We start from the raw sequence: 23,774 nt of genomic DNA, 5'->3' as shown, positions 1-23,774 counted from the left end.
CGAGAGAGGAAGTACCGCATGGCGAGGCCGCGCGTTCCGCTGTTGAGCCGCGAGCGCATTCGCGACGCCGCGCTGGTCCTGATCGACCGCGACGGGCTCGCCGAAGTCTCCATGCGCAAATTGGGTGCCGAACTCGGCGTGCAGGCCGCCTCGCTCTACGGCCACTACCCGAACAAGGACGACCTGTTCGACGACATCGCCACCGGCATCATGAGCCACGTCGACACCTCGGCCTTCGACTCCATGAGCTGGGATCGCGCACTCGCGGACTGGGCGCGCAGCTATCGCGGCGCGCTGGCCACCCACCCGAACTTCGTGCCGTACCTGGCCACCGGCCCTGGCCGCCGAGCCGAGAACCTGCGCGCCGCCGACGCCGTACACGGCGGTCTGGTCGGTGCGGGCTGGCCACCGCGCTACGCCACCATGATCGGCGCGGCCACCCGCTACCTGGTCATGGGTTCGACGGTGGGCTCGTTCGCCGGCGGCTTCGCCGACGACGTGCAGGTCTACCGCGACCGCTACCCGCACCTGAATCAGGCACACCTGCTGCGGGCGATCGCCGACGAAATCGATGACGACAGTTTCGAATTGGCGCTCACCGCGTTCATCGCCGGCCTCACCGCCACCTACGCGACCGTCGTCACCGCGGACTGAGCCTGCCCACACACAACAGAACCGGTGGCGCCTACGCGATCGCTCCCATGCGCCACCGGTTCTGTTGTCGGTCCCCCCGTCTGAGGGGTTCGCCTACATCGAGGCGATCAGCCGGTCGACGCGTTCGTCGACCGATCGGAACGGATCCTTGCACAGCACCGTGCGCTGCGCCTGATCGTTCAGCTTGAGGTGCACCCAGTCGACGGTGAAGTCGCGGCCGGCTTCCTGCGCGGCGGTGATGAAGTCACCACGCAGCTTGGCTCGCGTCGTCTGCGGCGGGGTGTCCACGGCGGCATCGACGGCGTCGTCCTCGGTGATCCGCTTGGCCAGACCCTTGCGCTGGAGCAGGTCGAAGACCCCGCGACCACGCTTGATGTCGTGGTAGGCCAGATCCAGCTGGGCGATCTTGGGATCCGACATCTCCATGCTGTAGCGGTCCTGGTAGCGCTGGAACAGCTTGCGCTTGATCACCCAGTCGATCTCGGTGTCGACCTTGGCGAAGTCCTGCGCCTCGACCGCGTCGAGCGTGCGACCCCACAGGTCCACCACCGCGTCGACCTGCGGATCGCGATCGCGGTTACGCAGGTGCTCGACGGCACGGGCGTAGTACTCGCGCTGGATCTCCAGGGCGCTGGCCTGGCGACCGCCGGCCAGGCGGACGGGACGGCGACCGGTGAGATCGTGGCTCACCTCGCGAATGGCCCGTATCGGGTTGTCGAGCGCGAAATCGCGGAACGACACCCCCGCCTCGATCATCTCCAGCACCAGCGACGCGGTACCGACCTTGAGCATGGTGGTCGGTTCGGCCATGTTGGAGTCACCGACGATCACGTGCAGGCGCCGGTACTTCTCGGCGTCGGCGTGCGGCTCGTCGCGGGTGTTGATGATCGGGCGCGAGCGGGTGGTCGCCGAGGAGACGCCCTCCCAGATGTGCTCGGCGCGCTGTGACAGGCAGAACGTGGCCGCCTTCGGCGTCTGCAGCACCTTGCCCGCGCCACAGATGAGCTGGCGGGTGACCAGGAACGGGAGCAGCACATCCGAGATCCGGGAGAACTCGCCCGCCCGGACCACGAGGAAGTTCTCGTGGCAGCCGTAGGAGTTGCCCGCGGAGTCGGTGTTGTTCTTGAACAGGTAGATGTCGCCGCCGATGCCTTCTTCAGCGAGGCGCTGTTCGGCGTCTATGAGCAGGTCCTCCAGCACCCGCTCGCCGGCCCGGTCGTGGGTGACCAACTGGACCAGGCTGTCGCATTCGGCGGTGGCGTACTCGGGATGCGATCCGACGTCGAGGTACAACCTGGCACCGTTGCGAAGGAAGACATTGGAGCTACGGCCCCAGGACACCACCCGGCGGAACAAGTACCGGGCTACCTCGTCGGGGGACAGCCGACGGTGACCGTGGAAGGTGCATGTCACACCGAACTCGGTCTCGATCCCCATGATTCGTCGCTGCACACTATCGACAGTACAGCCATGACCAGTGCCCGCGCGGCGCTCCTGACATCCCATTCGCATACGTGTTCACAACGATTCGGACAGCGAACGACCTCCGCGCACACGACGAGATCGGGCCTGCGAACCGGTGCGATTCGCAGGCCCGATCATGATCGTGACGGTGGGTTATTTCCCCGCGTCGTCGTCGGGTTCTGGCAGCTTCGCCTCTTTGACCGGCTTGGGCTTGGACTTCGACGCGGCCAGCGCCGACTCCAGGGCGGGGCCCTGCAGCCTGCGGAACGCCCGGCGCGGCCGCTGCTGCTCGAGCGTGGCCACCTCGAGCGAGGCCTCACCGAGCGAACGCTTGTCCTTGTCGGCTTCGGGCTGACCGGCCAGCAGTGCGCCGATCGCCACCTTCAACGCGTCGTCCAGGGACAGACCCGGCTTGTAGGTGGCTTTGAGCTGGGTCAGGATCGGCTCGGTGGTGCCGCCCATGACGACGTACTCGCGTTCGTCGACGATGGACCCGTCGAAGGTGATCCGGTACAGCACCGAGGTCGGTGACTGTTCGGGATAACCCACCTCGGCGACGCAGATCTCCACCTCGTAGGGCTTGAGCTGATCGGTGAAGATCGACCCGAGGGTCTGCGCGTACAGGTTGGCCAGTCCACGCCCGGTGACATCGCGCCGGTCGTACTGGTAACCCTTGAGGTCGGCCTGCAAGATGCCGCCGCGGCGCAGAGCCTCGAACTCGTTGTACTTGCCGACCGCGGAGAATCCGACGCGGTCGTAGAGCTCGCTGACCTTGTGCAACGTCGCCGAGGGGTTCTCGGCGACGAACAGCACGCCGTCGGCGTAGACCAGCACGATCACGCTGCGACCGCGACCGATGCCCTTACGGGCGAGCTCGGTCTTGTCGCGCATGATCTGCTCGGCCGAGGCGTAATACGGCAGCGTCATAGGACGGCGCCCCCTTCTTCCGCGGCTTCCCGATCGGCGATCACACCGCGGGCGATCTCGGCGAGACGATCCTCACCGATCTCGTCCGCACCGTCGGCGTCGATCACCACCGCTGTCGGGTAGATCCCGCGCAGCATGTCGGGACCACCGGTGGCGGTGTCGTCGTCGGCGGCGTCGAACAGTGATTCCACCGCGATCCGCAGCGCCCGGTCCTGGTCGATGCCGCGCTGGTAGAGCTTCTTCAGCGACGACTTCGCGAACGTCGAACCGGAGCCGACGGCGGTGTAGCCGAACCGCTCCTCGCTACGCCCGCCGACCACGTCGTAGGACACGATGCGGCCGGACCGGTCGGGGTCGAGGATCTGGTCGTCGAAACCGACCAGCAGCGGGATCGCTGCCAGGCCCTGCATGGCGGCAGGCAGGTTGTCGCGAACCATTTTCGACAGCTTGTTGGCTTTACCGTCGAAGGTGAGCGGCACGCCTTCGATCTTCTCGTAGTACTCCAGCTCCACGGCGAACAGCCGCACCATCTCGATCGCGATGCCCGCGGTACCGGCGATACCCGCGGCCGAGAAGGTGTCGGTGATGTACACCTTCTCGGTGTCGCGGCTGGCGAGCAGGTTGCCCATGGTGGCCCTGCGGTCGCCCGCGATCAGCACGCCGCCACGGTAGGTGACCGCGACGATGGTGGTGCCGTGCGGCGCCAGATCCTTCGTCGCGGTCAGATCCGAGATCGGGAACCTGTTGGCGGGCAACAGGTCCGGAGCGTGCATGCGGAGATGTTCGGTGAACGAGGAGAGAGCCCGCCCCGCGTGGAGGCGCAAGGGGTCACCTGGGGTCACTGGCCGCCCTTCTGCACATATGCCCGCACGAAGTCTTCGGCGTTCTCTTCGAGCACGTCATCGATCTCATCGAGCAAGTCGTCGGTTTCCTCCGCCAGCTTCTCGCGGCGTTCCTGCCCTGCCGCGTCTACGCCCTCGGGGCCCTCGTCCTCGTCGCCACCCCCGGCGCGCTTGGTCTGCTCTTGTGCCATGGCAGCCGACCTCCTCTTCCTCATCACGATGATCGTGTGTGTCCCACAACCCTACCGAGCGGATCCGACAAGGTGGTCGATAGCGATCGGATTGTCGCGCAGTCGACCCCTCGATCGCGTCAGTGGGTGAGCTGCTCGACCAGCTCCGCGGCCGTGCGCGAGGCATCGAGCAGCCTGCCGACGTGCGCTTTCGTGCCCCGGCGCGGTTCCAGCGTCGGAATCCGGACCAGCGAATCACCACCGAGATCGAAGATCACCGAATCCCAACTGGCGGCGGCGATATCGGCGCCGAAGCGTCGCAGGCACTCACCGCGGAAGTAGGCGCGGGTGTCGGTGGGCGGGTTGGTCATCGCGTCGAGCACCTGCTGTTCGCTGACGAGCCGCTGCATCGACCCGCGGGCGACCAGGCGGTTGTAGAGCCCCTTGTCCAGGCGAACATCGGAGTACTGCAGGTCCATCAGGTGCAGTTTGGGCGCGGCCCAGCCCAGGCCTTCCCTGGTGCGCATGCCCTCGAGCAGTCGCAGTTTGGCCGGCCAGTCGAGCAGGTGCGCGGCGTCCATCGGATCGCGCTCGAGCAGGTCAAGGACCATCGCCCACTTGTCGATGATGTCGAGCACGCGCGGGTCTTCGTTGGCTTCGCGCTGGACGAACTTGGCCACGCGCTCGTGGTAGAGCCGTTGCAGCGCAAGGCCGGTCAGCTCGCGCCCGTCGGCCAGCGCGACGGTGGCGCGCAGCGTCGGGTCGTGGCTGATCTGGTGCACGGCGGTGACCGGGCGGGCCAGCTGGAACTCCGAGAGGTCCTCGCCCGCCTCGATCATGTCGAGCACCAGCGCGGTGGTGCCGACCTTGAGGTAGGTCGACATCTCGGCGAGGTTGGCGTCACCGATGATCACGTGCAGCCGCCGGTACTTGTCGGCGTCGGCGTGTGGCTCGTCGCGGGTGTTGATGATGCCGCGTTTGAGCGTGGTCTCCAGGCCGACCTCGACCTCGATGTAGTCGGCACGCTGGGACAGCTGGAAACCGGCGTGGTCACCCGATTGCCCGATGCCGACCCGGCCCGCGCCACAGATCACCTGACGGGAGACGAAGAACGGGGTCAGTCCGGCGATGATGTGGCTGAAGGGGGTGTCGCGGCTCATCAGGTAGTTCTCGTGGGTGCCGTAGGACGCGCCCTTGCCGTCGACATTGTTCTTGTACAGCTGCAGCCGGGGCGCCCCCGGCACGCTGGAGGCGTGCCGGGCGGCCGCCTCCATCACCCGCTCGCCCGCTTTGTCCCAGATCACCGCGTCGAGCGGGTCGACGACCTCGGGGGCGGAGTACTCCGGGTGGGCGTGGTCGACGTAGAGCCGGGCGCCGTTGGTGAGGATCATGTTGGCCGCGCCGACCTCGTCGGCGTCGATGACCGGGGCGGGCCCGCTCATCCGGCTGAGGTCGAAACCACGCGCGTCACGCAGCGGGGATTCCACCTCGTAGTCCCAGCGGGTGCGCTTGGCTCGCGGCACTCCCGCGGCGGCGGCATAGGCGAGAACGGCCTGCGTGGAGGTGAGGATCGGGTTGGCCGTCGGCTCCGTAGGGGTCGAGATGCCGTATTCGACCTCGATTCCGATGATGCGCTGCATACCGTCGAGCCTAGGCGACGTGCTGTACCCGCACCCGCATCTCGGCCCAGCGGGGCTGCTGGAGGCCGGTCACCTCCCCCAAGAGGGGGACCCCGGAATCGTTCTCGTGAGCGATCCGCCGGGCCGCTCACGCGCCGATACTCGGTGCATGACCGATGCCGTCGCACCCCCCACCAAAGCGCCCGTCGCGCCCCGGCCCGCTCGCCTGATCGCGCTGGATGTGCTGCGCGGCATCGCGATCCTGGGCACCCTCGGCACCAATATCTGGATCTTCACCAATTCGGCGGGCATGGTCGGCTACTTGGACGAGCTCGCCGCGGCCCCCGAGAACGCCTGGATGTGGTCCGAGCGGGTGCTGCAGCAGCTCGCCCAAGGCAAGTTCCTGGGCCTGCTGACGGTGATGTTCGGGATCGGCCTGGCCATCCAGCAGGGTTCGGCCCAGCGGGCGGGTCGGCCGTGGCCCGGCAGATATCCGTACCGCGCGGGACTGCTGTTCCTCGACGGCCTGCTGAACTTTCTGCTCGTCGCGGAGTTCGATGTCCTGATGGGTTACGCGATGACCGGCCTCGTCGTCGCCTACATCCTCGCGACAACCGAACGAGCGCAACGCCGTTGGCTGATCATCGCCGCCTCGGTCCACGTGACGATGTTGACGTCGATAGCCGCCGCGTTGGCCTTCGCGCCACAGCAGGACAGCGCCGCGTCGGCACCGCTGGATCCCAATCCCTACGCGGACGGCTCCTTCTGGGATCTGGTGCTGTTCCGCCTCGACCACGCGCTGATCTTCCGGCTCGAGGCGATCTTCGTGTTCCCGATGTCGATCGCGCTGTTCCTGCTCGGCGCGCGACTGTTCCGGGCGGGCGTCTTCCGGCCCGAGGGCGCACGCATTCGACGGCGGCTCATGGTGGTCGGGTTCGCGATCGCCGCCCCGCTGGATCTGACGCTCGGCCTCGCGGGCGGCGGCGACTTCATCTTCGTCGCGCGGTACGCGACGGCACCGTTCGTCGCCCTCGGAATCTTGGCCGCGGTCGCCGAGTTCTACCTGCGCAAACCACGCCTCGGGTTCGCGGGCACCCGGCTGAGCGAAGTCGGCCGCACCGCGCTCAGCTGCTACATCCTGCAGAATCTGATCGCCGGTTTCCTCTGCTACGGCTGGGGTCTCGGGCTGGCGGCGCGGGTACCGGATTCGGCCAAGGTGCCGTTCACGGTGGCGATCTACCTGGTCGTGGCCGTCGCGATCATCCTCTTCGCGCACCTGTGGTTGCGTCGTTTCGAGCGCGGTCCGGTGGAGTGGCTGTGGAATCGAACCTATCGCGCGCTGGCCGGTTGAGTCAGCGCAGCCGCTCGTCGGGCGGCGGGGCCGCGTCCGGCGCGATGAGCAGGTCGGCGATCAGCGAATCCCGTTGCAGCGGAACTCCGAGACTGCGGGCATTGCCCTCGAACAGCGACAGCACCGACTCGGTCAGAATGCCCTGCACCTGCTCGGTGGTGAGCACCGGCTCCGGGTCCGCACGCCAACTCGCCACCACTCCGTCGACGAGGCCGACCATGCCGAACGCCATCGGCCGCCCGCGCGCCGGGTCGATGCCGAAGCGGGCCAGGGTGGCCGCGAAGATGTCGGCGAGCTGTCCACCCACCGCACGGCCCGCGCCGCTGAGACTCGGCGCGCCCTGCGGTGCCGCATCGCCGAGAAAGCGATGCAGATTCGGATGGCGCTCGATCCAGCCGAGATAGGTGCCGATGGCGCCGCGCACGGCGTCTTTGAGTGCGCCGTCGGACTGCAGCGCGGGTAGCAACTCCGCGAGCAGCAACTCCAGGATCCGCTGCCGCGCGAGTGCGTCGAGTTCGGCCCGGCCACCGACATGGCGGTAGACCACCGGTCGTGGCAGTGCCAGATGCTCGGCGATCAGCTGCACCGAGATCTCGAGACCGTGTTGCTCGATCACCTCGATGGCGGCGTCGATCATCTCCGCGCGACGGCGCTCTTTGTGCCCGTGCCAGCGGGTGGCGCGACCGTCGGCGGCGGTCTGATCGGCGTGCGCGGATGGGGCAGTCACAGTGCTAACGATACCCGTGCCGACGTTGACCGTGACACCGCGTTCCACTAACCTTGGTGATACACGCTGTAACACCAAGCGTGGCACGTTCCGCCGAGAGTGAGCCCGCGATGCGCAACGTTACCGCCTCCCCGCGCGATTCCTTCGCCCAGCGCCTGCTGATCGGCTCGCTGCGAAGAACCTACGACCCGGTGGTGGACATCGCCTGGGAGCAACCCCTCGACCCGGCGAAGCTGTTCCTGCCACCGCGCGTCATCTCGCTCTACGGGACCGACCTGTGGGCGGCGATGACGTTCGACCAGCAGCGGGAACTCTCGCGCCAGGAACTGGCCAATGTGCTCTCGGTCGGCATCTGGTTCGAGAACCTGCTCAACCGGCTGCTGCTGCGTGAGCTGCTGCGCGGCGATCCCACGTCCGCGACCTCGCACTACACGCTCACCGAGATGGCCGACGAGTGCAGGCACATGATGATGTTCGGCAAACTCATCGAGCGCATCGAGGCCCGCCCCTACTGGCCGCGTCCGGCGGCGCGGCTCGCGATCACCGCGCTACCCGCCGTGCTGCGCGGCCCGATGGTGTGGGTGGCGGCCCTGGTCGGTGAGGAGATCTTCGACGCCCTGCAGCGACGAATGCTCGACGATCCGCAGTTGCAGCCGATCGTCGCGCGCGCCATGCGCATCCACGTCACCGAGGAGGCACGCCACATCGGCTTCGCCAGGGACGCGCTGGCCCGGCGCGTGCCCGCGATGTCGGCGGGCGAGCGGGCCTATATCCGCCTGTGTGTGGCAGTGGCCGGACCGCTGTTCGTGTCACTGATCACCAACCGGCACATCTACATTCGCGCCGGACTCGACGGTCGACAGGCACGTGGTGCGGCACTTCGCAATCCGGTCGCGCAGGAATCCAGGGCGACCGGAGCGGCGGAACTGGTGACGTTCCTGGGTCAGCACGGACTGATCGGATCGGCCGGACGCAGGCGGTGGCGGGCGGTGGGCCTGCTGTGAGCGTCGCTGTCATCGGGACCGAATCCCGGGCGATCGTGCGGCGGCTGCGAGCGGCCGGAATCGCCGAAGTAAGTGTCTACGAACCGGTTTCAGCGGGCGAGGCGTCCCGATCTCCGGTCGGCAGACAGCGCCGGACACCATGGACGGCATCGCGCAGATGGCTGTCTCGCGATGATCGGCCGGTCCCCCGGCGGCTGGTCGATATCAGCGAACTCGTTTTCGACGAGAAGGGGGACCACTGGCTGATCCACTCGGCCGGGAACGAGCCCGCCCAGGCGAGGGTGGTGATTCTGGCCGCCGACACCACCCGGCGCCTCCGGGCCGGCGCCGCATCGGAATCCGCACACCGTCCCGTCGGCGCCCTGCCCGAGACACCGTCCGGCGTCCGACTACCGGTCACGGGACGTGCGGCCCGCACGCTCGACGCGGCATGGTCGCACGCTCCGGTCACCTTTCGCGGGATCGCGACCCATGGCTTCCCGAACCTGTTCTTCGTCGGCAGTACCGAACCCGCCGTCGAGGAACCGCGGGTCGCCCAGTCGGCCCGAGTCGATCTCATCGCCACCTGGGTCCGCGCTCTGCAGCGGCAATCAGGCACCCGGATCGAAGTGCGCGCCAGCACCCAGCACGAATACCACCGTCGGCTCGATCCGACCTCGAGCACGCGTCGCCCGGGCCGCCCGAGACCCCACCATTTCGACATCACCGTCGCCGCCGACCGGCACTCGGATCACGACTACGCCGGGCCTGCCGTCCTGGATCTACCCGGCGCCGAATATCCCGTCATCGCCACCCTCACCGGCCACATCGACCCGATCGACGGCCGCTACCACTGGTACGGCCGCCTCGACCCCGCCGAGTCCACCGCGCTCCCCGAACCGACGCGCGCCTCCGCCCTGCTCGTCGTGCCCGGTCGCGCACCCGCGGCGGCGAACCTCACCGAACGCGACCCGTGGGGCAATCTCCGCGTTACCGGCATCGGCACCCCGCCCTTCGCGCTCGAGGCATAGCCGCGACCCTCCTCCGTCGAGACAGCCACCGACCTCGACCCGGTGTGCATTGCCGGGCGGTGAACGGCCCCCCACTCGGCGTGCGGGCACCGCCGCCCTCCACCGTCGGTATGCTCGGTGACATGCAGGCACGGGCGATGGTGATGGCGTACGCGGTTCTCGCGTGCGTGCTGCCCGCCTTCGTGCTCATCTCCACACCGGGCGGCGAGGCCACCCGCATGCTCGCGTTCGGTGCGGTCGCCGCCGCGATGGTGTGTGCGCTGGTCGCGGTCACCGGTCGCAGTCACCTGCCGGTCCGGGTCGCGAGTGTGGGTCCGCCGCGGTCGGCACAGCGCCGCCTGCGCGGTTCCTTTCTGCGACAGAGCAATCCGGATGCCGCCGGTCGTCCACGTCCACGAGCTCCGGGGATCGATCACCTCTGACAGGTGCCGCGCCGTCGGCGCCGCCTGTCGGATCTCGTGATCCCACTCCCCCCTTCGTGCGTTCGCGCACGCTGCACGGACAGGTCGTCCCGTCATGCTCGATTTCGTCTATTTTCCCGTGTCCGCGGTCCTGTGGTGCTGGCACCAGCTCTTCGCCATCCCGCTCGGCGCGGCCAGTGGTCTCGCCTGGCTTCTCGCCGTCGTCGCGCTGGTCGTCACCGTCCGCGCGTTGCTCGTGCGCACCGCGCTCCGGCAAGCCCGCTCCCAGCAAGTTCTGCGTTCGCTGCAACCGCAGATGGACGCCATTCGCCGCACCCACCGCGACGATCCGCGCGCCCAGGCCGAGAAGATCCGGCTGCTCCAGCGCGAGCACAACGTCAGCATGTTCGCCGGGTTCGTACCGCTGATCGCGCAGGGGCTGGTCTTCCTCGGCCTGTTCCACGTGTTGCGCTCGTTCGACCGGACCGGCGCCTACGCGGTCGGCCCGTTCACCTCGACGGACAGCCCGCTATCGGTCGAGGTGAACAACGCCACCGCCAACTACCTGTTCGGCGCGCCCGAGGTCCGTGCGTTCCTCGACGCCAGATTGTTCGGCGCACCGCTGTCGGCGACCCTGTCCGGCGCGGGTGAGGTTGTCGTCGCGGTCGCGGCGCTCGCCATCCCGCTGGTGCTGATCGCCGCGCTCGCCACGCACTTCACGGCCCGGCTCACCCCGGCGGTCGCGGACAACAGCACGGCCGCGATCATGCGCACCTTGTCGCTGTGGGTGTTCCCGGCGGGCGCGCTCATCAGCGGCGCCGTCCTGCCTGTCGTCGTGCTCACCTATTTCGCCACCAACGCGCTGTGGACCTGCGGCCAGCAGTATCTGATCCGGCGCACTCTCGCCGCCGAGGAATCCGCGAAGAAGGCGCTGGTCGTCTCGGCGGCCCGAGCCGCCGCTCCGCGACCGGGGGTGAAGCCCCAGCGCCGGAAACGATGAATCACGGGCCGAGATGCGGGGATATAACTCCCCGCACTCGCGGCCGATCGACCGCGCGCCGGTCAGCGCTTCCGGCGGTTACCCTCGGGCGGTGTCAGCGAATCCGGAAGACGAACTGCTCGCCGTCTACGACGCCGAGGGGCTGGTGATCGGCGAGGCCGATCGAGGCACCGTCTACCGCGACGGCCTGTGGCACGCGAGCGCGGGCGTTCTCGTGCGATCGTCCGACGGAACCCGCGTGTACGTCCACCGGCGCACCGACACCAAACTCGTCTTCGCGGGCATGCACGACTGCCTCGCGGGCGGGGTGGTCGACGCCGGTGAGAACCCGTCCGACACCGCGATCCGCGAACTTCGCGAGGAGCTGGGCATCGCCGTCCCCGCCGGCACGGTACTTCCGTTGCGCGCCACCGCGTCCTGGGACGGCGACTGGGCGGGTCGCGCGCTGCGTTGCCACCTGTTCGGTTACGAGTACCGCTGCGACGGTCCGTTCGTCCACCAGCCGTCCGAGATCGCGGACGGCTGGTGGTGGACCGATGCCGAACTGCGTGCGCACCTGCGTGATCCGGCGTGGCCGTTCGTTCCCGACACACGGGCGGTCCTGGACGGTCTGCTCATCGGAGACGACGGCGCGCGGCCCTGACTCAGTCGAGCGCGCGCAGCGATTCCTCGTCGCGCGCCACCACCGCGCCGCCGTCGGCGGTGAGCACGATGGGCCGCTGGATCAGTTTCGGATGCTGTGCCAACGCGTTCAGCCACCGGTCCCGGTCGGCCTCGGTGCGCCCCCATTCCGCCATTCCGAGATCCTTGGCGATCTGCTCGCCGGTGCGGGTGATATCCCAGGGCTGCGCACCCAGCCGCGTGAGCACCGCCCGCAGTTCCTCGACGGTCGGGGGATCATCGAGGTAGCGGCGCACGGTGTATTCCACGCCGGCCGCGTCGAGGTGCGCGGTGGCGTTGCGGCTCTTCGTGCAGCGCGGGTTGTGCCAGATCTCGGTCTGCCCAGATGTCATCGTCGCAGCGTAGGTCACCTGTACTGCGGGCACGCTCGCACGTGGCGATACTGGGACCATGAGCGATTCCGCGTCTCCCGAAAACCCTTACGGCACACCGACGACCACCGGCCCCGAGCCGATCCGCTCCTTTCAGTCCCAGCTCAATACCCTCATCCGCGGCCTGCTGAAGGTGCCGGTGCTGTCCGGCATCGTCGGCAAACGGCTGGCCACCCTGCATGTGGTCGGCCGCAGATCCGGCACCGTCTACGACGTCCCGGTGGCCTACACCGTGCACGGCGGCGACTTGCTGATCGGCACGGCGCTGCGGCCGTGGGTGAAGAATCTCCAGGGCGGCGCGCAGGTGCGCCTGTCGCGTGGCGGGGCACCCGAAACCTTCACCGCCACCGTGTACACCGACGAACAGCACGTTCTGGAGCTGTTCGCGGTGATCGCGCGCGACAACGAGCAGAACGCGAAGTTCAACGGCATCGGCTACCTCCCCGACGGCGAACCGTCCAAGGCCGACATCTACCAGACCTGGCAGCAGGGCGGTGTGGTCATCGGCCTGACTCCGCGCTGAACGCACGGCGACGGTCCATCGGCCGTGCGATGGACCGTCGCGCGTGGGTGAACTACTTACCGCCCTCGGTCGGGGTGACCTGCGCGGGCTGGTAGCTCGCGCCCGTCACGTCCACCCCCGCGGCCTTCAATCGGTCCAGCGCCTTGGTGACGTACTCGGTGGTGTAGGCGTCGGCATCGGGGTTCTTGGTGAGAACCGTTGCGCCCTCGGCGTTCTTGGTGTTCCTGGCGATCGAGACCGTGCGATCCCATGCGGTCTTGTCGAGGGTGCCGATGCCCGCGGGTGAGGGCCAGATCAGCTTGTTCACCTCGTTGATCTGCCACTGCTGGTGCCCGGCGCCGAGCGTGGCGCCCGCGGCGACGGTGATGTCGCGGCATTTGTCGAGGTTGTCGCGGCAGAACGCCCAGCCCTGGAGCGAGGCGGTCAGGAACTTCACTGTCTGATCCTGGTACTCGCTGTCCTTCAGCTTCTCGGTGTTGGCCCACAGCGCGTCCTGCAGCATGGCCACACCTTCGTCGTTCCAGTCGATGGTGGTGAAATCGTCTGCGGTGTAGAGCTTTCCGGTGGCCGGATTCTTGGTTTCGAGCAGCTGAGCGTACTCGTTGTAGGACATGGCCTGGGCGGCGGCGATGTCCTTGGCGAGGAAGGCGTTCATGTCGAACTGCTGCTGGACCAGTTTCACGTCCTTGGCCGGGTCGATGCCCGCCTTGGTCATCCCGGCGAAGAGCTCGAATTCGTTGCCGTAGCCCCAGTTTCCGACGGTCTTGCCCCGCAGTGCGGCGGGCCCGGCGATGTTCTCGGACTTGAACGAGACCTGCTTGGTGCCCGATTTCTGGAAGATCTGAGCGATCTCGGTGATCCCGGCGCCCGCCTCCCGCGACGCGAGGGCCTTGGGTACCCAGGCCACCGCGTAGTCGGCCTGGCCCTGGGCGAGCACCGTCTGGGGGACGATGTCGGTGCCGCCGTCGAGGATCTCCACCGACAGGCCCTGTTCCTTGTAGAAGCCCTGGTCCACTGCGGCCAGGTAGCCCGCGAACTGCCCCTGTTTGAACCATTGCAGCTGCAGGGTCACCTTGGTGAGGCCGTCGGCGGTGGTCTCGGAGCCACTGTCGGTGGTACTACAGCCGGTCAGCGCGGCGGCGGCCACGGCGGCCAGCGCCAGCGCGGTGCGCAACCGGAGTGCGGTCTCGGTCATGGATTGATCTCCCTCATCGGATCGTGGACAGCAGTGGGGTTCGGGGTCGACGGGTGAGTTGTTCGAGCAGCAGGACGGCGGCCAGGAACACCAGGCCCACGCACATCGCACCGACGACGTAGGCCCAGGCCCGCGGATAGGCGGTGTTGGCCGCGGCGGAGGTGATCCGGCTGCCGAGTCCGTTCTGCAGGCCGCCGAAGTATTCGGCGATGATGGCCGCGATGACCGCGCCGGGGGCCGCGATCCGCAGTCCGGTGAACAGGTGCGGCAGCGCGGCGGGCAGGCGCACGGTGCGGGTGATCTGCCATCCCGACGCGGCGTAGGAGGTCATCAGGTCGGCTTGCACCTTCGGCACCTGCCGCAGTCCGCGAGCGGTGCTGACGAACACCGGGAAGAACACGACGATGGTGACCACGAGCCGTCGCGGCGTCTCGGTGGTGGTGGAGTACATCGAGTTCAGCAGTGGTGCCAGCGCCACGATCGGCACCGTGGCAGCGGCGGCGGCCAGCGGCGTCAGCAGCCCGTCGATCACGCCGAATCGCACCGCGAGAACGGCGGCGGCCAGGCCGAGCACCGTCCCGGCGACGAACCCGATCAGCGCGTTCGTGCCGGTGGCAAGCGAGGCGTCCAGGATCCGGCCCGCGTTCTCGACGAACTGAGCGGCGATAGCGCTGGGCGCGGGAAGCAGGAACGAGGGCACGCCCGCCACCACGGTGAGCACCTGCCACAGCGCGAGGACGACGATGCCGACCAGGACCGGCGGCAACCAAGTCCTCATCGCAGATCCCGTCCGGCCACGGCGGTGTCGTCGTGCTCGCCGCGCAGGGCCGCGCGCACCGCGGCGACGGCTGCGAAGAACTGCGCGGACGCCCGGACATCGGTGCCCGCCTCGCGATCCCAGCCGCCGGTCGCCACGATGTCACTGATCCGGCCCGGTCGTGCGGACAGCACCACCACCCGGTCCGACAGGTACACCGCCTCGGGAATCGAGTGGGTGACGAACACGACGGCGGCGCCGGTCTCCCCCGCGATGCGCAGCAACTCGCCCTGCATGCGTTCCCTGGTCATCTCGTCGAGCGCACCGAACGGTTCGTCCATCAGCAGCAGCGACGGTGTGCGGGCCAGCGCGCGGGCGATCGCGACGCGCTGTTGCATGCCGCCGGACAGTTCGGCCGGATACCGGTCGGCGAACTCACTGAGCCCGGCCATGGCGAGCAGTTCGGCACTGCGCGCCTTGCGCTGCGCCTTCGGCACCTTGTGCAATTCCAGGGGCAGTTCGACATTGGCCGCGACCGTGCGCCAGTCGAGCAGACCGGCCTGCTGGAACGCGATGCCGTAGTCCTGATCGATCCGTGCCTGCCGCGCCGGCTTGCCGTGCACGGTGACACTGCCGCTGCTGGGCGTCTCGAGATCGGCGACGATCCGCAACAGGGTGGACTTGCCGCAGCCGGAAGGTCCGATGAGCGAGACGAATTCGCCCGCCGCGACGGTGAGCGAGACATCGGACAGCGCCGTCACCGCACCGGCGGCGAAGGTCTTGCCGAGATGGCTCAGCTCGACCGCGGCCGGTGACCCCGGGCTGCCGGGTTCGGCGACTGAGGTGGTCATGGGTACTTCTTCCTGAAACGTTGTCGTGGAGAGTGTTTCGGCGGCGCTCATCAGTCCTCGCTCACCGTGTCGGTGCCCGGCGGGTGGCTGTAGCGGCGTAGCGCCAGCTCCACCAGACCGACCAGCGCGGTGAGGACGACGCCGAGCAACGCGGCGGCGAGCACGGCGGCGTACAGCCGGGCCGCATCGCCGGTGGCCTGCTGGGAGAACACGATGATCTGGCGCCCGATCCCGCCCGCGGTGCCGGTGGAGATCTCGGCGACGACCGCGCCGATCACCGCGGCCGCCGCGGCCAGGCGCAGCGCCGGAATCAACGAGGGAACAGCGGCGGGAAACCGCAAGCGCGTCAACGTCGCCCACCACCCGGCCGAACAGCTCCGCATCAATTCGACCGAGGCCGCCGACGGCGCCTGTAGCCCGCGCAGCATCCCGATGGCGATCGGGAAGAAGGCGAGATAGGCCGCGATCACCACGATGCTCATCCACGGCCGCCACGGCTCACCACCGATGGACAGTTTGCCGCCCCAGGCCGCCACCAGCGGGGCTAGCGCGATCAGCGGAACCGTCTGTGACAGCACCACATACGGCAGCAGGCCGCGTTCGAGCCAGCCGAACCGTTGCATCGCGACCGCCAGCGCCACGCCGACCACCGCGCCCAGCAACAACGCGAGCAACGACAGACCCAACGTGAACATCGCCGTGCGCAGCAGTGTCGCGCCGACGGTGCCTTGACCGTCCGCGTCGCCGAGCACGGTGAACACCGCCCAGACGTGCGGGAGCGCGCCGTCGCTGGTGCGAGGGAGTACTCGGGTGCCCGCGATGCTCACGCCGTCGGCGGGCACCAGCATCTTCACCAGCTCCCAGATCACCGCCACGAGCACGAACGCGCTCACCCCGTAGACCGCGCGCAGCAACCGGGTCCGACCGGGCGTGGAGGCTCGGATCTTCTGCGGCACCACAGCTGTCGCCGGATCGATGGTCCCGGTGGTCACCGGCGCACTCCCACCGGCAATTGCCCGGCGATCATGACAGACCGGCCGCTCGGATCGCGGTGACCTGCCGATTCAGCCGCGGCAGCACCTGCTCGCCATAGGCCTCGAGCGTGGCCGTCTTGGCATCGTGCTGCAGATATACCGCGAACTGGCCGACGCCGAACTGCTCGAGCTCCCACAGCCGGGCGAGCTGCTCGTCGGGGGTCCCGATCAGGCAGAACCGGTCCACGATCTCGTCGGGCACGAAATCGGCATGCGTGTTGCCCGCCCGCCCGTGCTCGTTGTAGTCGTAGCCCTGCCTGCCGGCGATGTAGTCGGTCAGCGCCGCTGGAACATCGCCGCCCGTACCATATTTCGCGACGATGTCGGCGACGTGGTTGCCGACCATGCCGCCGAACCAGCGACACTGGTCACGGGCGTGTTCCAGGGCGGCCTGCGATCCGTCGGTGACGTAGGCGGGCGCGGCGACACAGATCTTCACCGACAGCGGATCTCGGCCTGCCGCCGCTGCCGCCGCACGCACCCTGCCGATGGTCCATGCGGTGATGTCGGGGTCGGCGAGTTGCAGGATGAACCCGTCGGCGACCTGCCCGGTGAGCTCGAGGGCCTTGGGCCCGTATCCGGCCACCCACACCTCGAGCCGCGAATCGGCGGCCCACGGGAATCGCACCTCGACGTCACCGACGCGGGCGCTGCGACCGTTGCCCAGTTCCCTGATCACCTCCACCGATTCGCGCAGGGTGGCCAACGTCGTCGGCTTGTTCCCGACGGTGCGGACCGCCGAGTCACCACGCCCGATGCCGCAGATCGTGCGGTTACCGAACATCTCGTTGAGCGTGGCGAACACGGACGCGGTCACCGTCTGGTCCCGGGTGGCCGGGTTGGTGACCATGGGCCCCACGGTCACCTTCCGGGTGGCGGCCAGGATCTGGCTGTAGATCACATAGGGCTCCTGCCAGAGCAGGTGCGAGTCGAAGGTCCACACGTGCGAGAACCCGTGGGTTTCGGCCACTCTGGCCAGTTCGATCACCCGCGACGAGGGTGGTGTGCACTGCAGGACGACTCCGATGTCCATCGGCACTCTCCGTTTCGGCAGTTGGTTTCTACAGCAGGTTCTGGGACAGGCCGCGCCGGAGGAACCGGCCGTGCCCGGCGCGGCCGTGGTAGGCGCCGCCGTCGACGATCACCCGGCCGCGCGACAGGACGGTGTCGACATGTCCGTCGATCTCGAAGCCCTCCCACGCCGAGTGGTCCATGTTCATGTGGTGGGTCTTGCCGAGGCCGATGCTGGTGTGCCCGTTGGGGTCGTAGATCACGACGTCGGCGTCGGCACCCGGGCTGATCACGCCCTTGCGCGGGTACATGCCGAACATCCGGGCCGGGGTGGTGCAGCAGACCTCCACCCATCGTTCGAGCGAGATCCGCCCGTCCTTGACGCCCTGGAACAGCAGATCCATCCGGTGCTCGACCCCGCCGATCCCGTTCGGGATCTTGCTGAAATCGCCCACACCGAGCTCTTTCTGGTCCTTCATGCAGAACGGGCAGTGGTCGGTGCTCACCGCGGTGACGTCGCCGGTGCGGATGAACCGCCACAGCTCGTCCTGATGCCCCTCGGCGCGCGAGCGCAGCGGTGTCGAGCAGACCCACTTGGCACCCTCGAAACCCGGTGCGCCCAGCTGTTCTTCGAGTGAGAGGTACAGGTACTGCGGACAGGTCTCGGCGAACACGTTCTGGCCGTTGTCACGCGCGGTCACGATCTGCTGCATCGCCTGTTTCGCCGAGACGTGCACCACATACAGCGGGGCACCGGTCAACTGCGCCAGCATGATCGCGCGATGGGTTGCTTCTTCTTCCATCTGCCACGGACGGCTGGTGCCGTGGAAGTAGGGCGAGGTGTCGCCGCGCGCGAGGGCCTGTTCGACGAGAACGTCGATGGCGATGCCGTTCTCCGCGTGCATCATCATCAGCGCACCGAGGTCGCCCGCGGACTGCATGGCGCGCAGGATCTGGCCGTCGTCGGAGTAGAAGACCCCCGGATAGGCCATGAACAGCTTGAAGCTGGTGACGCCTTCGCTGACGAGTTCGCTCATCCCCTTGAGGGATTCGTCGTTGACGTCGCCGATGATCTGATGGAATCCGTAGTCGATCGCGCACTGCCCCGCGGCCTTGCCGTGCCATTCCGCGAGGGTGTCCTGCACCCGCTGGCCCGGTTTCTGCACCGCGAAGTCGACGATCGTGGTGGTGCCGCCCCAGGCCGCTGCCCTGGTCCCGGTTTCGAAGGTGTCGCTGGCCTCGGTGCCGCCGAACGGCAGCTGCATGTGCGTGTGCCCGTCGACACCGCCGGGGATCACGTACTTGCCGGTCGCGTCGATCACCGTGTCCGCGTCGGCCGCGAGATCAGCGCCGAGCGCGGTCGAACCCGGTTGCAGGACAGCGACAATCGTCTCGTCGTCGATCAGCACGTCGAGGAGCTGGGAACCGGTGGCGCTCACCACCGTCCCGCCGTGGATGAAGGTGCGCATCAGGGGTTCACCAACGGTCCGTAGGCCTCCGGGCGACGGTCGCGATAGAACGCCCATCTCTCGCGAACGATCTTGATCAGATCCATATCGAGATCCCGGACAACCAATTCCGGCGAAGTATCGGAGGCGACCTCACCGACGAACTGCCCCTCGGGGTCGACGAAATAGCTCGTGCCGTAGAAGTCGTCGTCGCCGTATTCGCTCTCGATGCCGACCCGGTTGATCGCACCGACGTAATATTCGTTGGCCACCGCCGAGGCCGGCTGCTCGAGTTTCCACAAATAGCTGGAAAGCCCCCTCGACGTCGCCGAGGGATTGAACACGATTTCGGCGCCCGCGAGGCCGAGCGCTCGCCAGCCCTCGGGGAAATGGCGGTCGTAACAGATATAGACGCCCACTCTGCCGACCGCGGTGTCGAATACCGGCCAGCCGAGATTGCCCGGCCGGAAGTAGAACTTCTCCCAGAATCCGGTCACCTGCGGGATGTGGTGCTTACGGTATTTACCGAGGTAGGAGCCGTCGGCGTCGATCACAGCCGCCGTGTTGTAGAGCAGCCCGTCCATCTCGCGCTCGTACACCGGCAACACCATCACCATGTTCAGCTCGGCGGCCAGAGCCGCGAACCGTTCGGTCGTCGGGCCCGGTACCGATTCGGCGTACTCGTAGAACTTGGTGTCCTGCAGCTGGCAGAAATACGGGCCGTAGAACAACTCCTGGAAGCAGATCACCTGCGCACCCTGCGCCGCCGCCTCCCGTGCGTAGTCCTCGTGCGCCGTGGTCATTGATTCTTTGTCACCGGTCCAGGTGGTCTGGACGAGCGCCGCTCTGACGATTCCCATGCTTTGTTATACTGCACCTACAACTGATTCTGTTGTGTTACAAGAGCGCGGAAACAGTTTCGGTGCCGTAAACGTTGGCGTGCACCACGGATCGGCCGCGCACTACCCCGCAGAATGAGTCCATGACCGAAGCCTCGCCGACCGCACTGCCCGCGGACTTCGCCGGGGACCTCGACGAACGAACCGCCGCCGGGATCGCCGCCGCGATCGGTCGCCGCATCCGCTCGGGCGCACTCGCTCCCGGTACCCGGCTGCCCACCGTGCGCGAGGTGGCCCGCGAACTCCGGGTGTCCCCCGCCACCGTCAGCCAGGCCTGGCGCGCGCTGGCCGCGACCGGCGCGATCACCGCGCGCGGGCGGGCGGGCACGTTCGTCGGCGAGAGACTGCAGACGCCGATCGGACGGTATCAGCGCCTGCACTCGCACTCCGACAACGCCTTTCGCGTCGACCTGTCGCACGGCACCCCCGATCCGGCGCTGCTGCCCGACCTGGCCGCCGCCCTGCACGCGCTCTCGCGCGATACCGCGCCGGGCGATCTCTCGGCGCACTATCTCGGCGAGGCGGTGCTGCCCGCACTCGCCGAGGCGCTGCGTGCCGACTGGCCGTGGCCGTGCGAACGGCTGACCGTCCTCGACGGCGCCCTCGACGCGGTGGACCGGCTCCTCGCCGCGCACGTGCGCTTCGGTGACCCGGTGATCGTCGAGGATCCGTGCTTCCCGCCGTTTCTCGATTTGCTCGCCCGCCTCGGCGCGCGCCCGATCGCCGTCCGCCTCGACGAATCCGGCTTCCGGCCCGAGGAATTCGCGCGCGCGTTCGACGGACCGGCGCCGCGCGCGGTGATCCTGCAACCGCGCGCCCACAACCCGACCGGCGCCTCCCTCGGCGCGGCCAGAGTCCGCGAACTGGCGGCGATACTGCGCTCGTACCCCGCGCTGATCATCGAGGACGACCACTCCGCGGGCATCGCGACCACCCCGCTGCGCTCCCTGGCCGCGCGATTCCCCGATCGCGGGGTCTACATCCGCTCTTATTCCAAGTCCCACGGCGCCGATCTGCGGCTGGCCGTCGCGGGTGGGCCCGCGGCACTGCTGGATCCGGTGGTCGAACGCCGGATGCTCGGGCCCGGGTGGTCCAGCCGGCTACTACAGCGCGTGCTGTTGACGATGCTCCACGATGCCGGGGCGCGCGCCGCCGTCGCGGGCGCGCGCCTCGAATACCGCAGGCGCGCCACCGTTCTGCGCCGCGCGCTGGCCCGCCACGATGTCGTCGTGGCCGCGGGCGACGGCATCAATGTCTGGCTCCCGGTCTCCGACGAGAACGCCGCGATGATCAGCCTCGCCGCCGCGGGCATCAAGGCCGCGCCGGGCGGCCCGTTCGAAGCGGGCGAGCAGCCTGCCGGCGACCATCTGCGCCTGACGCTGGGCGCACTCGGCGACACCGACATCGCCTGGCTCGCCGCCGAGCTCGCCGCCGCGGCGACCGCCACCCCGACCTACCGCCGCATCCGCAGATCCTGAACGCTGATCACGCCTGGCGCGGCGACGGCCTGGTGGGGGCGGGGCTGGGCCCGCCGGCCGGCGAGCGTCGGCCCACTCCGTCCACCGCTTCCGACGGGCGGCCGTGCGCGGTCACGTTGTGGCGCTACATCTCACGCAGGTCGGTCCACAGTTGCGACCACGGTCGCACCGGCAGTTCGCAGCGCCAGATCGTCACATCACGGGTGGCACCCGCATAGCCGAGCCGGGCGTCGGCCCGGCCGATCGGCGTCACCGATCCGAAGTGCGCGCGCAACTCCTCGTGCTGCGCGCCGACATAGACCACCGTGGACGCCGAATCCGGTGGAGTGCCGAGATAGCCGTACCCACGACTCGGGCTGTACACCGCGGGCCAGCCGTACTGCTGCCGATAGGTCTCGAGTGCCCCTGCTTGCCAATAGGATTCGGCGACGATCACCGCGTGCGCGCGCTCGGCCGGTGACAGTGTCCGGTACGCGAGGTCGGTGGACGCGGCCAGGTCGGACCAGCCGAACTTGCCGTGCAGCAGCAGGTCCGCGCCACCGGTGCTCGGCGGGATCGAGGACTCCGGCTGCCAGGGCAGCGACCACGCGGCGAGCGCGACCGAGAGCCCAATCACCGGAACCGCGGCGATCCGCTGCCACGTGGCCCTCGCCTCGACCAGCCCGACCGCCCCGGCCGCCATCGCGATCGGATAGATGCCGACGGCGTAGTAGGGCCGCCCGCCGGTCGCCACGAACGCGACCACGAGCAGCACGACCACCAGCCCGAAGAACCGGTAGGGGCGAAGCGATTCCGCACGGAACAACCGGATCGTGCCGTAGACCAGCAGGATCGCGCCGAGCAGTCCGGCCGCGAGCAGTGCGACCGGCACGAAGATCAACCGCCCGCCGATCATCTCCTGCTCGGCACTGACCACGCCGCCCATCGCGAGCTGTGGCCATCCGTTCGCCGCCTGCCACAGCAGGCTGGGCACCATCGCGACCGCGGTGATCGCGGCGCCGATCCACAGCGCGGGCCTGCGCACCAGCTCACGGGGCCCGTAGACGAGCACGCTGATTCCGACGCAGATCCAGAAGAACGGGATGAGCCATTTGACCTGCATGTCGATCGCGGTGACGATGCCGGCCCAGATCAGCAACGCATCGGCGCGAGTCCGCACCCAGCGCACGAGCAGCCAGGTGATGAGCACCCACAGCGGCCCGTCGATCGCGTTGGTCGAGAGCTGACTGCCCTGCACGAACAGGAACGGTGACGTCGCGTAGGCGGCCGCGCTGATCAGCTGCGCGCCCCGCCCGCCCCCGAGCTCCCGTGCGATCGCCGCGGCGAGCACGATGCCGGCCACGGTGACCACCAGAGCCGGAAGTCGCAGTGCCACCAGCGAACCCGGTGCGAGCCAATCCATCGACCGGGCGATCAGCGGCACCAGCGGGCCCTGGTCGGCGTAGCTGACCGCCAGGTGATGGCCGCCCGCCGCGAGGAAGTACAACTCGTCGCCGAAGAATCCGTACTGCCCGAGCACCGCGAACAAACCGATCGAGGCCACCAGTGCGATCGCACCGACGCCGAGCGTGGCGAACGACGGAACCTCCCGCGCCACATCGGGTTCCGTGGATACCGCAGTAGTCGTCATCGGTCGTCCTTCCTGGTCACCGCGTCGTACATCCGGATGAGGTGCGTGCGATACCGGCGCACATCGAAATCGGGATCTCGCACCGCCCGGACGGCGACGCCGTCGATCGAATCGCGGATCAGCCGCGCGAGCACGCTCGGATCGAAGTCACCGAACTCACCGGTGCGCTGCCCCTCGGCCAGCGCCGCGGCCAGCGGGGCGATGATCTCCCGCTCACCGTCGGCGGTGTCGAATCGCAGCGTGCCGTCCGGGCCGCGCACGTTGAGCACGATATCGCCGACGGCGGCCACGTAACTCTTGTTGTCGTCGATGAATTGCAGATTCGACGACAGGTAGGCGTGCAGAGCCGCCCGGTAGCCGTCGGCGATCGCCGCGGTGAGAATCGGCGCCATGAACTCCGATCCCGAGACGTAGAGCTGGGTGACGACTTGCGACATCAGCTCGTCTTTGCCGTCGAAATGGTAGGAGATCACCCCCTTGGAGATCCCGGCACGCTCGGCGATCCGGGCCAGAGAGGCGTTGGCGTACCCGAGTTCCGATACGACCTCGACGGTGGCGGCGATGATCTGCCGCCGTCGCGCCTCCTCGATGAACGAGCGCTGTTGCCCATCCGGCTTGTTTTCTGGCCGCATGGTCAGAATTTAGCACGAACGACCTGAAAAAGCGCCCTAGATGACGTCAGCCTGGGCCGATGCGGCAGAATGAGGAATCCCTCCCGCGGAAAGGC

Annotated in this window: 25 protein-coding genes; 9 read left to right on the top strand and 16 right to left on the bottom strand. The window is 68.3% G+C overall.

Annotated elements, in window-relative coordinates:
• Window positions 1–18 precede the first annotated feature (18 nt).
• The gene (locus ACFVVI_RS05080; RefSeq protein WP_378988079.1) at window positions 19–654 is read left to right on the top strand and encodes a TetR/AcrR family transcriptional regulator; all 636 of its coding nucleotides are present in this window, start codon (window positions 19–21) and stop codon (window positions 652–654) included.
• A gap of 93 nt (window positions 655–747) precedes the next feature.
• Here the strand turns inward: ACFVVI_RS05080 and pafA are convergent, their stop codons facing one another.
• The 5 genes from pafA to dop form a co-directional block, all read right to left on the bottom strand.
• Window positions 748–2,106, bottom strand: a complete 1,359-nt coding sequence (gene pafA, locus ACFVVI_RS05075; RefSeq protein WP_194824832.1) for a Pup--protein ligase — start codon at window positions 2,104–2,106, stop codon at window positions 748–750.
• Between the two features lie 165 nt (window positions 2,107–2,271).
• A complete protein-coding gene (gene prcA, locus ACFVVI_RS05070; protein WP_301901013.1) occupies window positions 2,272–3,045 on the bottom strand; it encodes a proteasome subunit alpha in 774 nt (257 codons plus the stop codon).
• Window positions 3,042–3,887: a proteasome subunit beta gene (prcB, locus tag ACFVVI_RS05065; protein ID WP_378988084.1), complete on the bottom strand. Its 846-nt coding sequence runs from the start codon at window positions 3,885–3,887 to the stop codon at window positions 3,042–3,044. Before prcB ends, prcA begins: the two co-directional genes overlap by 4 nt.
• Window positions 3,884–4,078, bottom strand: coding sequence for a ubiquitin-like protein Pup (locus tag ACFVVI_RS05060; RefSeq protein WP_019047503.1), 195 nt, complete (start codon window positions 4,076–4,078; stop codon window positions 3,884–3,886). The genes prcB and ACFVVI_RS05060 overlap by 4 nt, the downstream gene beginning before the upstream one ends.
• A 119-nt stretch (window positions 4,079–4,197) precedes the next feature.
• Window positions 4,198–5,697: a depupylase/deamidase Dop gene (gene dop / locus ACFVVI_RS05055; protein ID WP_378988087.1), complete on the bottom strand. Its 1,500-nt coding sequence runs from the start codon at window positions 5,695–5,697 to the stop codon at window positions 4,198–4,200.
• Window positions 5,698–5,845: 148 nt separating this feature from the next.
• Between dop and ACFVVI_RS05050 the strand changes: the two genes are divergently transcribed.
• Window positions 5,846–7,027, top strand: coding sequence for a DUF418 domain-containing protein (locus tag ACFVVI_RS05050; protein ID WP_387443309.1), 1,182 nt, complete (start codon window positions 5,846–5,848; stop codon window positions 7,025–7,027).
• 1 nt (window position 7,028) lies between these two features.
• Here ACFVVI_RS05050 and ACFVVI_RS05045 read toward each other — a convergent pair whose 3' ends face one another.
• On the bottom strand, window positions 7,029–7,754 hold the full coding sequence (locus ACFVVI_RS05045) for a TetR/AcrR family transcriptional regulator (protein WP_378988093.1): 726 nt from the start codon (window positions 7,752–7,754) through the stop codon (window positions 7,029–7,031).
• Window positions 7,755–7,864: 110 nt separating this feature from the next.
• On the opposite strand from ACFVVI_RS05045, the gene ACFVVI_RS05040 reads away from it, so the two are divergent.
• The 5 genes from ACFVVI_RS05040 to ACFVVI_RS05020 all read left to right on the top strand — a co-directional run bounded on the left by ACFVVI_RS05040 (window position 7,865) and on the right by ACFVVI_RS05020 (window position 11,812).
• The gene (locus ACFVVI_RS05040; RefSeq protein WP_387443306.1) at window positions 7,865–8,758 is read left to right on the top strand and encodes a diiron oxygenase; all 894 of its coding nucleotides are present in this window, start codon (window positions 7,865–7,867) and stop codon (window positions 8,756–8,758) included.
• Complete coding sequence (locus ACFVVI_RS05035) at window positions 8,755–9,768, top strand: DUF4873 domain-containing protein (protein ID WP_387443303.1); 1,014 nt, start codon at window positions 8,755–8,757, stop codon at window positions 9,766–9,768. Before ACFVVI_RS05040 ends, ACFVVI_RS05035 begins: the two co-directional genes overlap by 4 nt.
• Window positions 9,769–9,827: 59 nt before the next feature.
• Complete coding sequence (locus tag ACFVVI_RS05030; protein ID WP_387443301.1) at window positions 9,828–10,190, top strand: DUF6412 domain-containing protein; 363 nt, start codon at window positions 9,828–9,830, stop codon at window positions 10,188–10,190.
• 94 nt (window positions 10,191–10,284) lie between these two features.
• The gene (gene yidC / locus ACFVVI_RS05025) at window positions 10,285–11,169 is read left to right on the top strand and encodes a membrane protein insertase YidC (RefSeq protein WP_387443299.1); all 885 of its coding nucleotides are present in this window, start codon (window positions 10,285–10,287) and stop codon (window positions 11,167–11,169) included.
• A gap of 91 nt (window positions 11,170–11,260) precedes the next feature.
• The gene (locus tag ACFVVI_RS05020) at window positions 11,261–11,812 is read left to right on the top strand and encodes an NUDIX domain-containing protein (RefSeq protein ID WP_378988108.1); all 552 of its coding nucleotides are present in this window, start codon (window positions 11,261–11,263) and stop codon (window positions 11,810–11,812) included.
• A gap of 1 nt (window position 11,813) precedes the next feature.
• On the opposite strand, the gene ACFVVI_RS05015 is transcribed toward ACFVVI_RS05020, so the two are convergent.
• On the bottom strand, window positions 11,814–12,182 hold the full coding sequence (locus ACFVVI_RS05015; protein ID WP_387443295.1) for an arsenate reductase family protein: 369 nt from the start codon (window positions 12,180–12,182) through the stop codon (window positions 11,814–11,816).
• 58 nt (window positions 12,183–12,240) lie between these two features.
• Here ACFVVI_RS05015 and ACFVVI_RS05010 point away from each other — a divergent pair, with 58 nt between their 5' ends.
• Window positions 12,241–12,744, top strand: coding sequence for a nitroreductase/quinone reductase family protein (locus ACFVVI_RS05010; RefSeq protein ID WP_378988114.1), 504 nt, complete (start codon window positions 12,241–12,243; stop codon window positions 12,742–12,744).
• A gap of 52 nt (window positions 12,745–12,796) precedes the next feature.
• On the opposite strand, the gene ACFVVI_RS05005 is transcribed toward ACFVVI_RS05010, so the two are convergent.
• The 7 genes from ACFVVI_RS05005 to ACFVVI_RS04975 are packed head-to-tail and all read right to left on the bottom strand — an operon-like array spanning window position 12,797 to window position 19,900.
• Entirely contained in the window at window positions 12,797–13,939 is a 1,143-nt protein-coding gene (locus ACFVVI_RS05005) for an ABC transporter substrate-binding protein (protein WP_378988117.1), read from the bottom strand.
• A 13-nt stretch (window positions 13,940–13,952) separates the two neighbouring features.
• Window positions 13,953–14,717, bottom strand: coding sequence for an ABC transporter permease (locus tag ACFVVI_RS05000; protein ID WP_378988120.1), 765 nt, complete (start codon window positions 14,715–14,717; stop codon window positions 13,953–13,955).
• Window positions 14,714–15,547 carry an ABC transporter ATP-binding protein gene (locus ACFVVI_RS04995; RefSeq protein ID WP_387443292.1) on the bottom strand — a complete coding sequence of 278 codons (834 nt, stop codon included), beginning with the start codon at window positions 15,545–15,547 and terminating at the stop codon, window positions 14,714–14,716. The genes ACFVVI_RS05000 and ACFVVI_RS04995 overlap by 4 nt, the downstream gene beginning before the upstream one ends.
• A 50-nt stretch (window positions 15,548–15,597) precedes the next feature.
• Window positions 15,598–16,539 (bottom strand): ABC transporter permease, encoded by a 942-nt coding sequence (locus ACFVVI_RS04990; protein WP_387443290.1) that lies wholly within the window; start codon window positions 16,537–16,539, stop codon window positions 15,598–15,600.
• Window positions 16,540–16,570: 31 nt separating this feature from the next.
• Entirely contained in the window at window positions 16,571–17,614 is a 1,044-nt protein-coding gene (locus tag ACFVVI_RS04985) for a TIGR03842 family LLM class F420-dependent oxidoreductase (RefSeq protein WP_387443288.1), read from the bottom strand.
• Between the two features lie 28 nt (window positions 17,615–17,642).
• Window positions 17,643–19,061: a dihydropyrimidinase gene (gene hydA / locus ACFVVI_RS04980; protein ID WP_387443285.1), complete on the bottom strand. Its 1,419-nt coding sequence runs from the start codon at window positions 19,059–19,061 to the stop codon at window positions 17,643–17,645.
• Window positions 19,061–19,900: a nitrilase-related carbon-nitrogen hydrolase gene (locus ACFVVI_RS04975; protein ID WP_378988135.1), complete on the bottom strand. Its 840-nt coding sequence runs from the start codon at window positions 19,898–19,900 to the stop codon at window positions 19,061–19,063. Before ACFVVI_RS04975 ends, hydA begins: the two co-directional genes overlap by 1 nt.
• 122 nt (window positions 19,901–20,022) lie before the next feature.
• Here ACFVVI_RS04975 and ACFVVI_RS04970 point away from each other — a divergent pair, with 122 nt between their 5' ends.
• A complete protein-coding gene (locus tag ACFVVI_RS04970; RefSeq protein ID WP_387443282.1) occupies window positions 20,023–21,417 on the top strand; it encodes a PLP-dependent aminotransferase family protein in 1,395 nt (464 codons plus the stop codon).
• Between the two features lie 124 nt (window positions 21,418–21,541).
• On the opposite strand, the gene ACFVVI_RS04965 is transcribed toward ACFVVI_RS04970, so the two are convergent.
• Together ACFVVI_RS04965 and ACFVVI_RS04960 are read right to left on the bottom strand one after the other, a co-directional pair.
• Window positions 21,542–23,047, bottom strand: a complete 1,506-nt coding sequence (locus ACFVVI_RS04965; protein WP_387443280.1) for an ArnT family glycosyltransferase — start codon at window positions 23,045–23,047, stop codon at window positions 21,542–21,544.
• Entirely contained in the window at window positions 23,044–23,679 is a 636-nt protein-coding gene (locus tag ACFVVI_RS04960; protein ID WP_387443278.1) for a TetR/AcrR family transcriptional regulator, read from the bottom strand. The genes ACFVVI_RS04965 and ACFVVI_RS04960 overlap by 4 nt, the downstream gene beginning before the upstream one ends.
• Between the last annotated feature and the right edge of the window lie 95 nt (window positions 23,680–23,774).

This window comes from Nocardia sp. NPDC058114, from assembly GCF_042884695.1.
Lineage (GTDB): Bacteria > Actinomycetota > Actinomycetes > Mycobacteriales > Mycobacteriaceae > Nocardia.
Note: the sequence above shows the minus strand (reverse complement) of the source record. Positions and strands in the feature narration are given on the sequence as shown.

Coding starts and splice junctions, on each gene's coding strand:
- ACFVVI_RS05040 (WP_387443306.1), top strand. CDS start 7,865: ATGCGCAACGTTACCGCCTCCCCGCGCGATTCCTTCGCCCAGCGCCTG.
- ACFVVI_RS04975 (WP_378988135.1), bottom strand. CDS start 19,900: ATGGGAATCGTCAGAGCGGCGCTCGTCCAGACCACCTGGACCGGTGAC.
- ACFVVI_RS04970 (WP_387443282.1), top strand. CDS start 20,023: ATGACCGAAGCCTCGCCGACCGCACTGCCCGCGGACTTCGCCGGGGAC.
- yidC (WP_387443299.1), top strand. CDS start 10,285: ATGCTCGATTTCGTCTATTTTCCCGTGTCCGCGGTCCTGTGGTGCTGG.
- ACFVVI_RS05010 (WP_378988114.1), top strand. CDS start 12,241: ATGAGCGATTCCGCGTCTCCCGAAAACCCTTACGGCACACCGACGACC.
- ACFVVI_RS05060 (WP_019047503.1), bottom strand. CDS start 4,078: ATGGCACAAGAGCAGACCAAGCGCGCCGGGGGTGGCGACGAGGACGAG.
- ACFVVI_RS04965 (WP_387443280.1), bottom strand. CDS start 23,047: ATGACGACTACTGCGGTATCCACGGAACCCGATGTGGCGCGGGAGGTT.
- ACFVVI_RS04995 (WP_387443292.1), bottom strand. CDS start 15,547: ATGACCACCTCAGTCGCCGAACCCGGCAGCCCGGGGTCACCGGCCGCG.
- ACFVVI_RS05015 (WP_387443295.1), bottom strand. CDS start 12,182: ATGACATCTGGGCAGACCGAGATCTGGCACAACCCGCGCTGCACGAAG.
- hydA (WP_387443285.1), bottom strand. CDS start 19,061: ATGCGCACCTTCATCCACGGCGGGACGGTGGTGAGCGCCACCGGTTCC.
- prcA (WP_301901013.1), bottom strand. CDS start 3,045: ATGACGCTGCCGTATTACGCCTCGGCCGAGCAGATCATGCGCGACAAG.
- dop (WP_378988087.1), bottom strand. CDS start 5,697: ATGCAGCGCATCATCGGAATCGAGGTCGAATACGGCATCTCGACCCCT.
- ACFVVI_RS04985 (WP_387443288.1), bottom strand. CDS start 17,614: ATGGACATCGGAGTCGTCCTGCAGTGCACACCACCCTCGTCGCGGGTG.
- ACFVVI_RS05005 (WP_378988117.1), bottom strand. CDS start 13,939: ATGACCGAGACCGCACTCCGGTTGCGCACCGCGCTGGCGCTGGCCGCC.
- ACFVVI_RS05000 (WP_378988120.1), bottom strand. CDS start 14,717: ATGAGGACTTGGTTGCCGCCGGTCCTGGTCGGCATCGTCGTCCTCGCG.
- ACFVVI_RS04960 (WP_387443278.1), bottom strand. CDS start 23,679: ATGCGGCCAGAAAACAAGCCGGATGGGCAACAGCGCTCGTTCATCGAG.
- ACFVVI_RS05050 (WP_387443309.1), top strand. CDS start 5,846: ATGACCGATGCCGTCGCACCCCCCACCAAAGCGCCCGTCGCGCCCCGG.
- ACFVVI_RS05080 (WP_378988079.1), top strand. CDS start 19: ATGGCGAGGCCGCGCGTTCCGCTGTTGAGCCGCGAGCGCATTCGCGAC.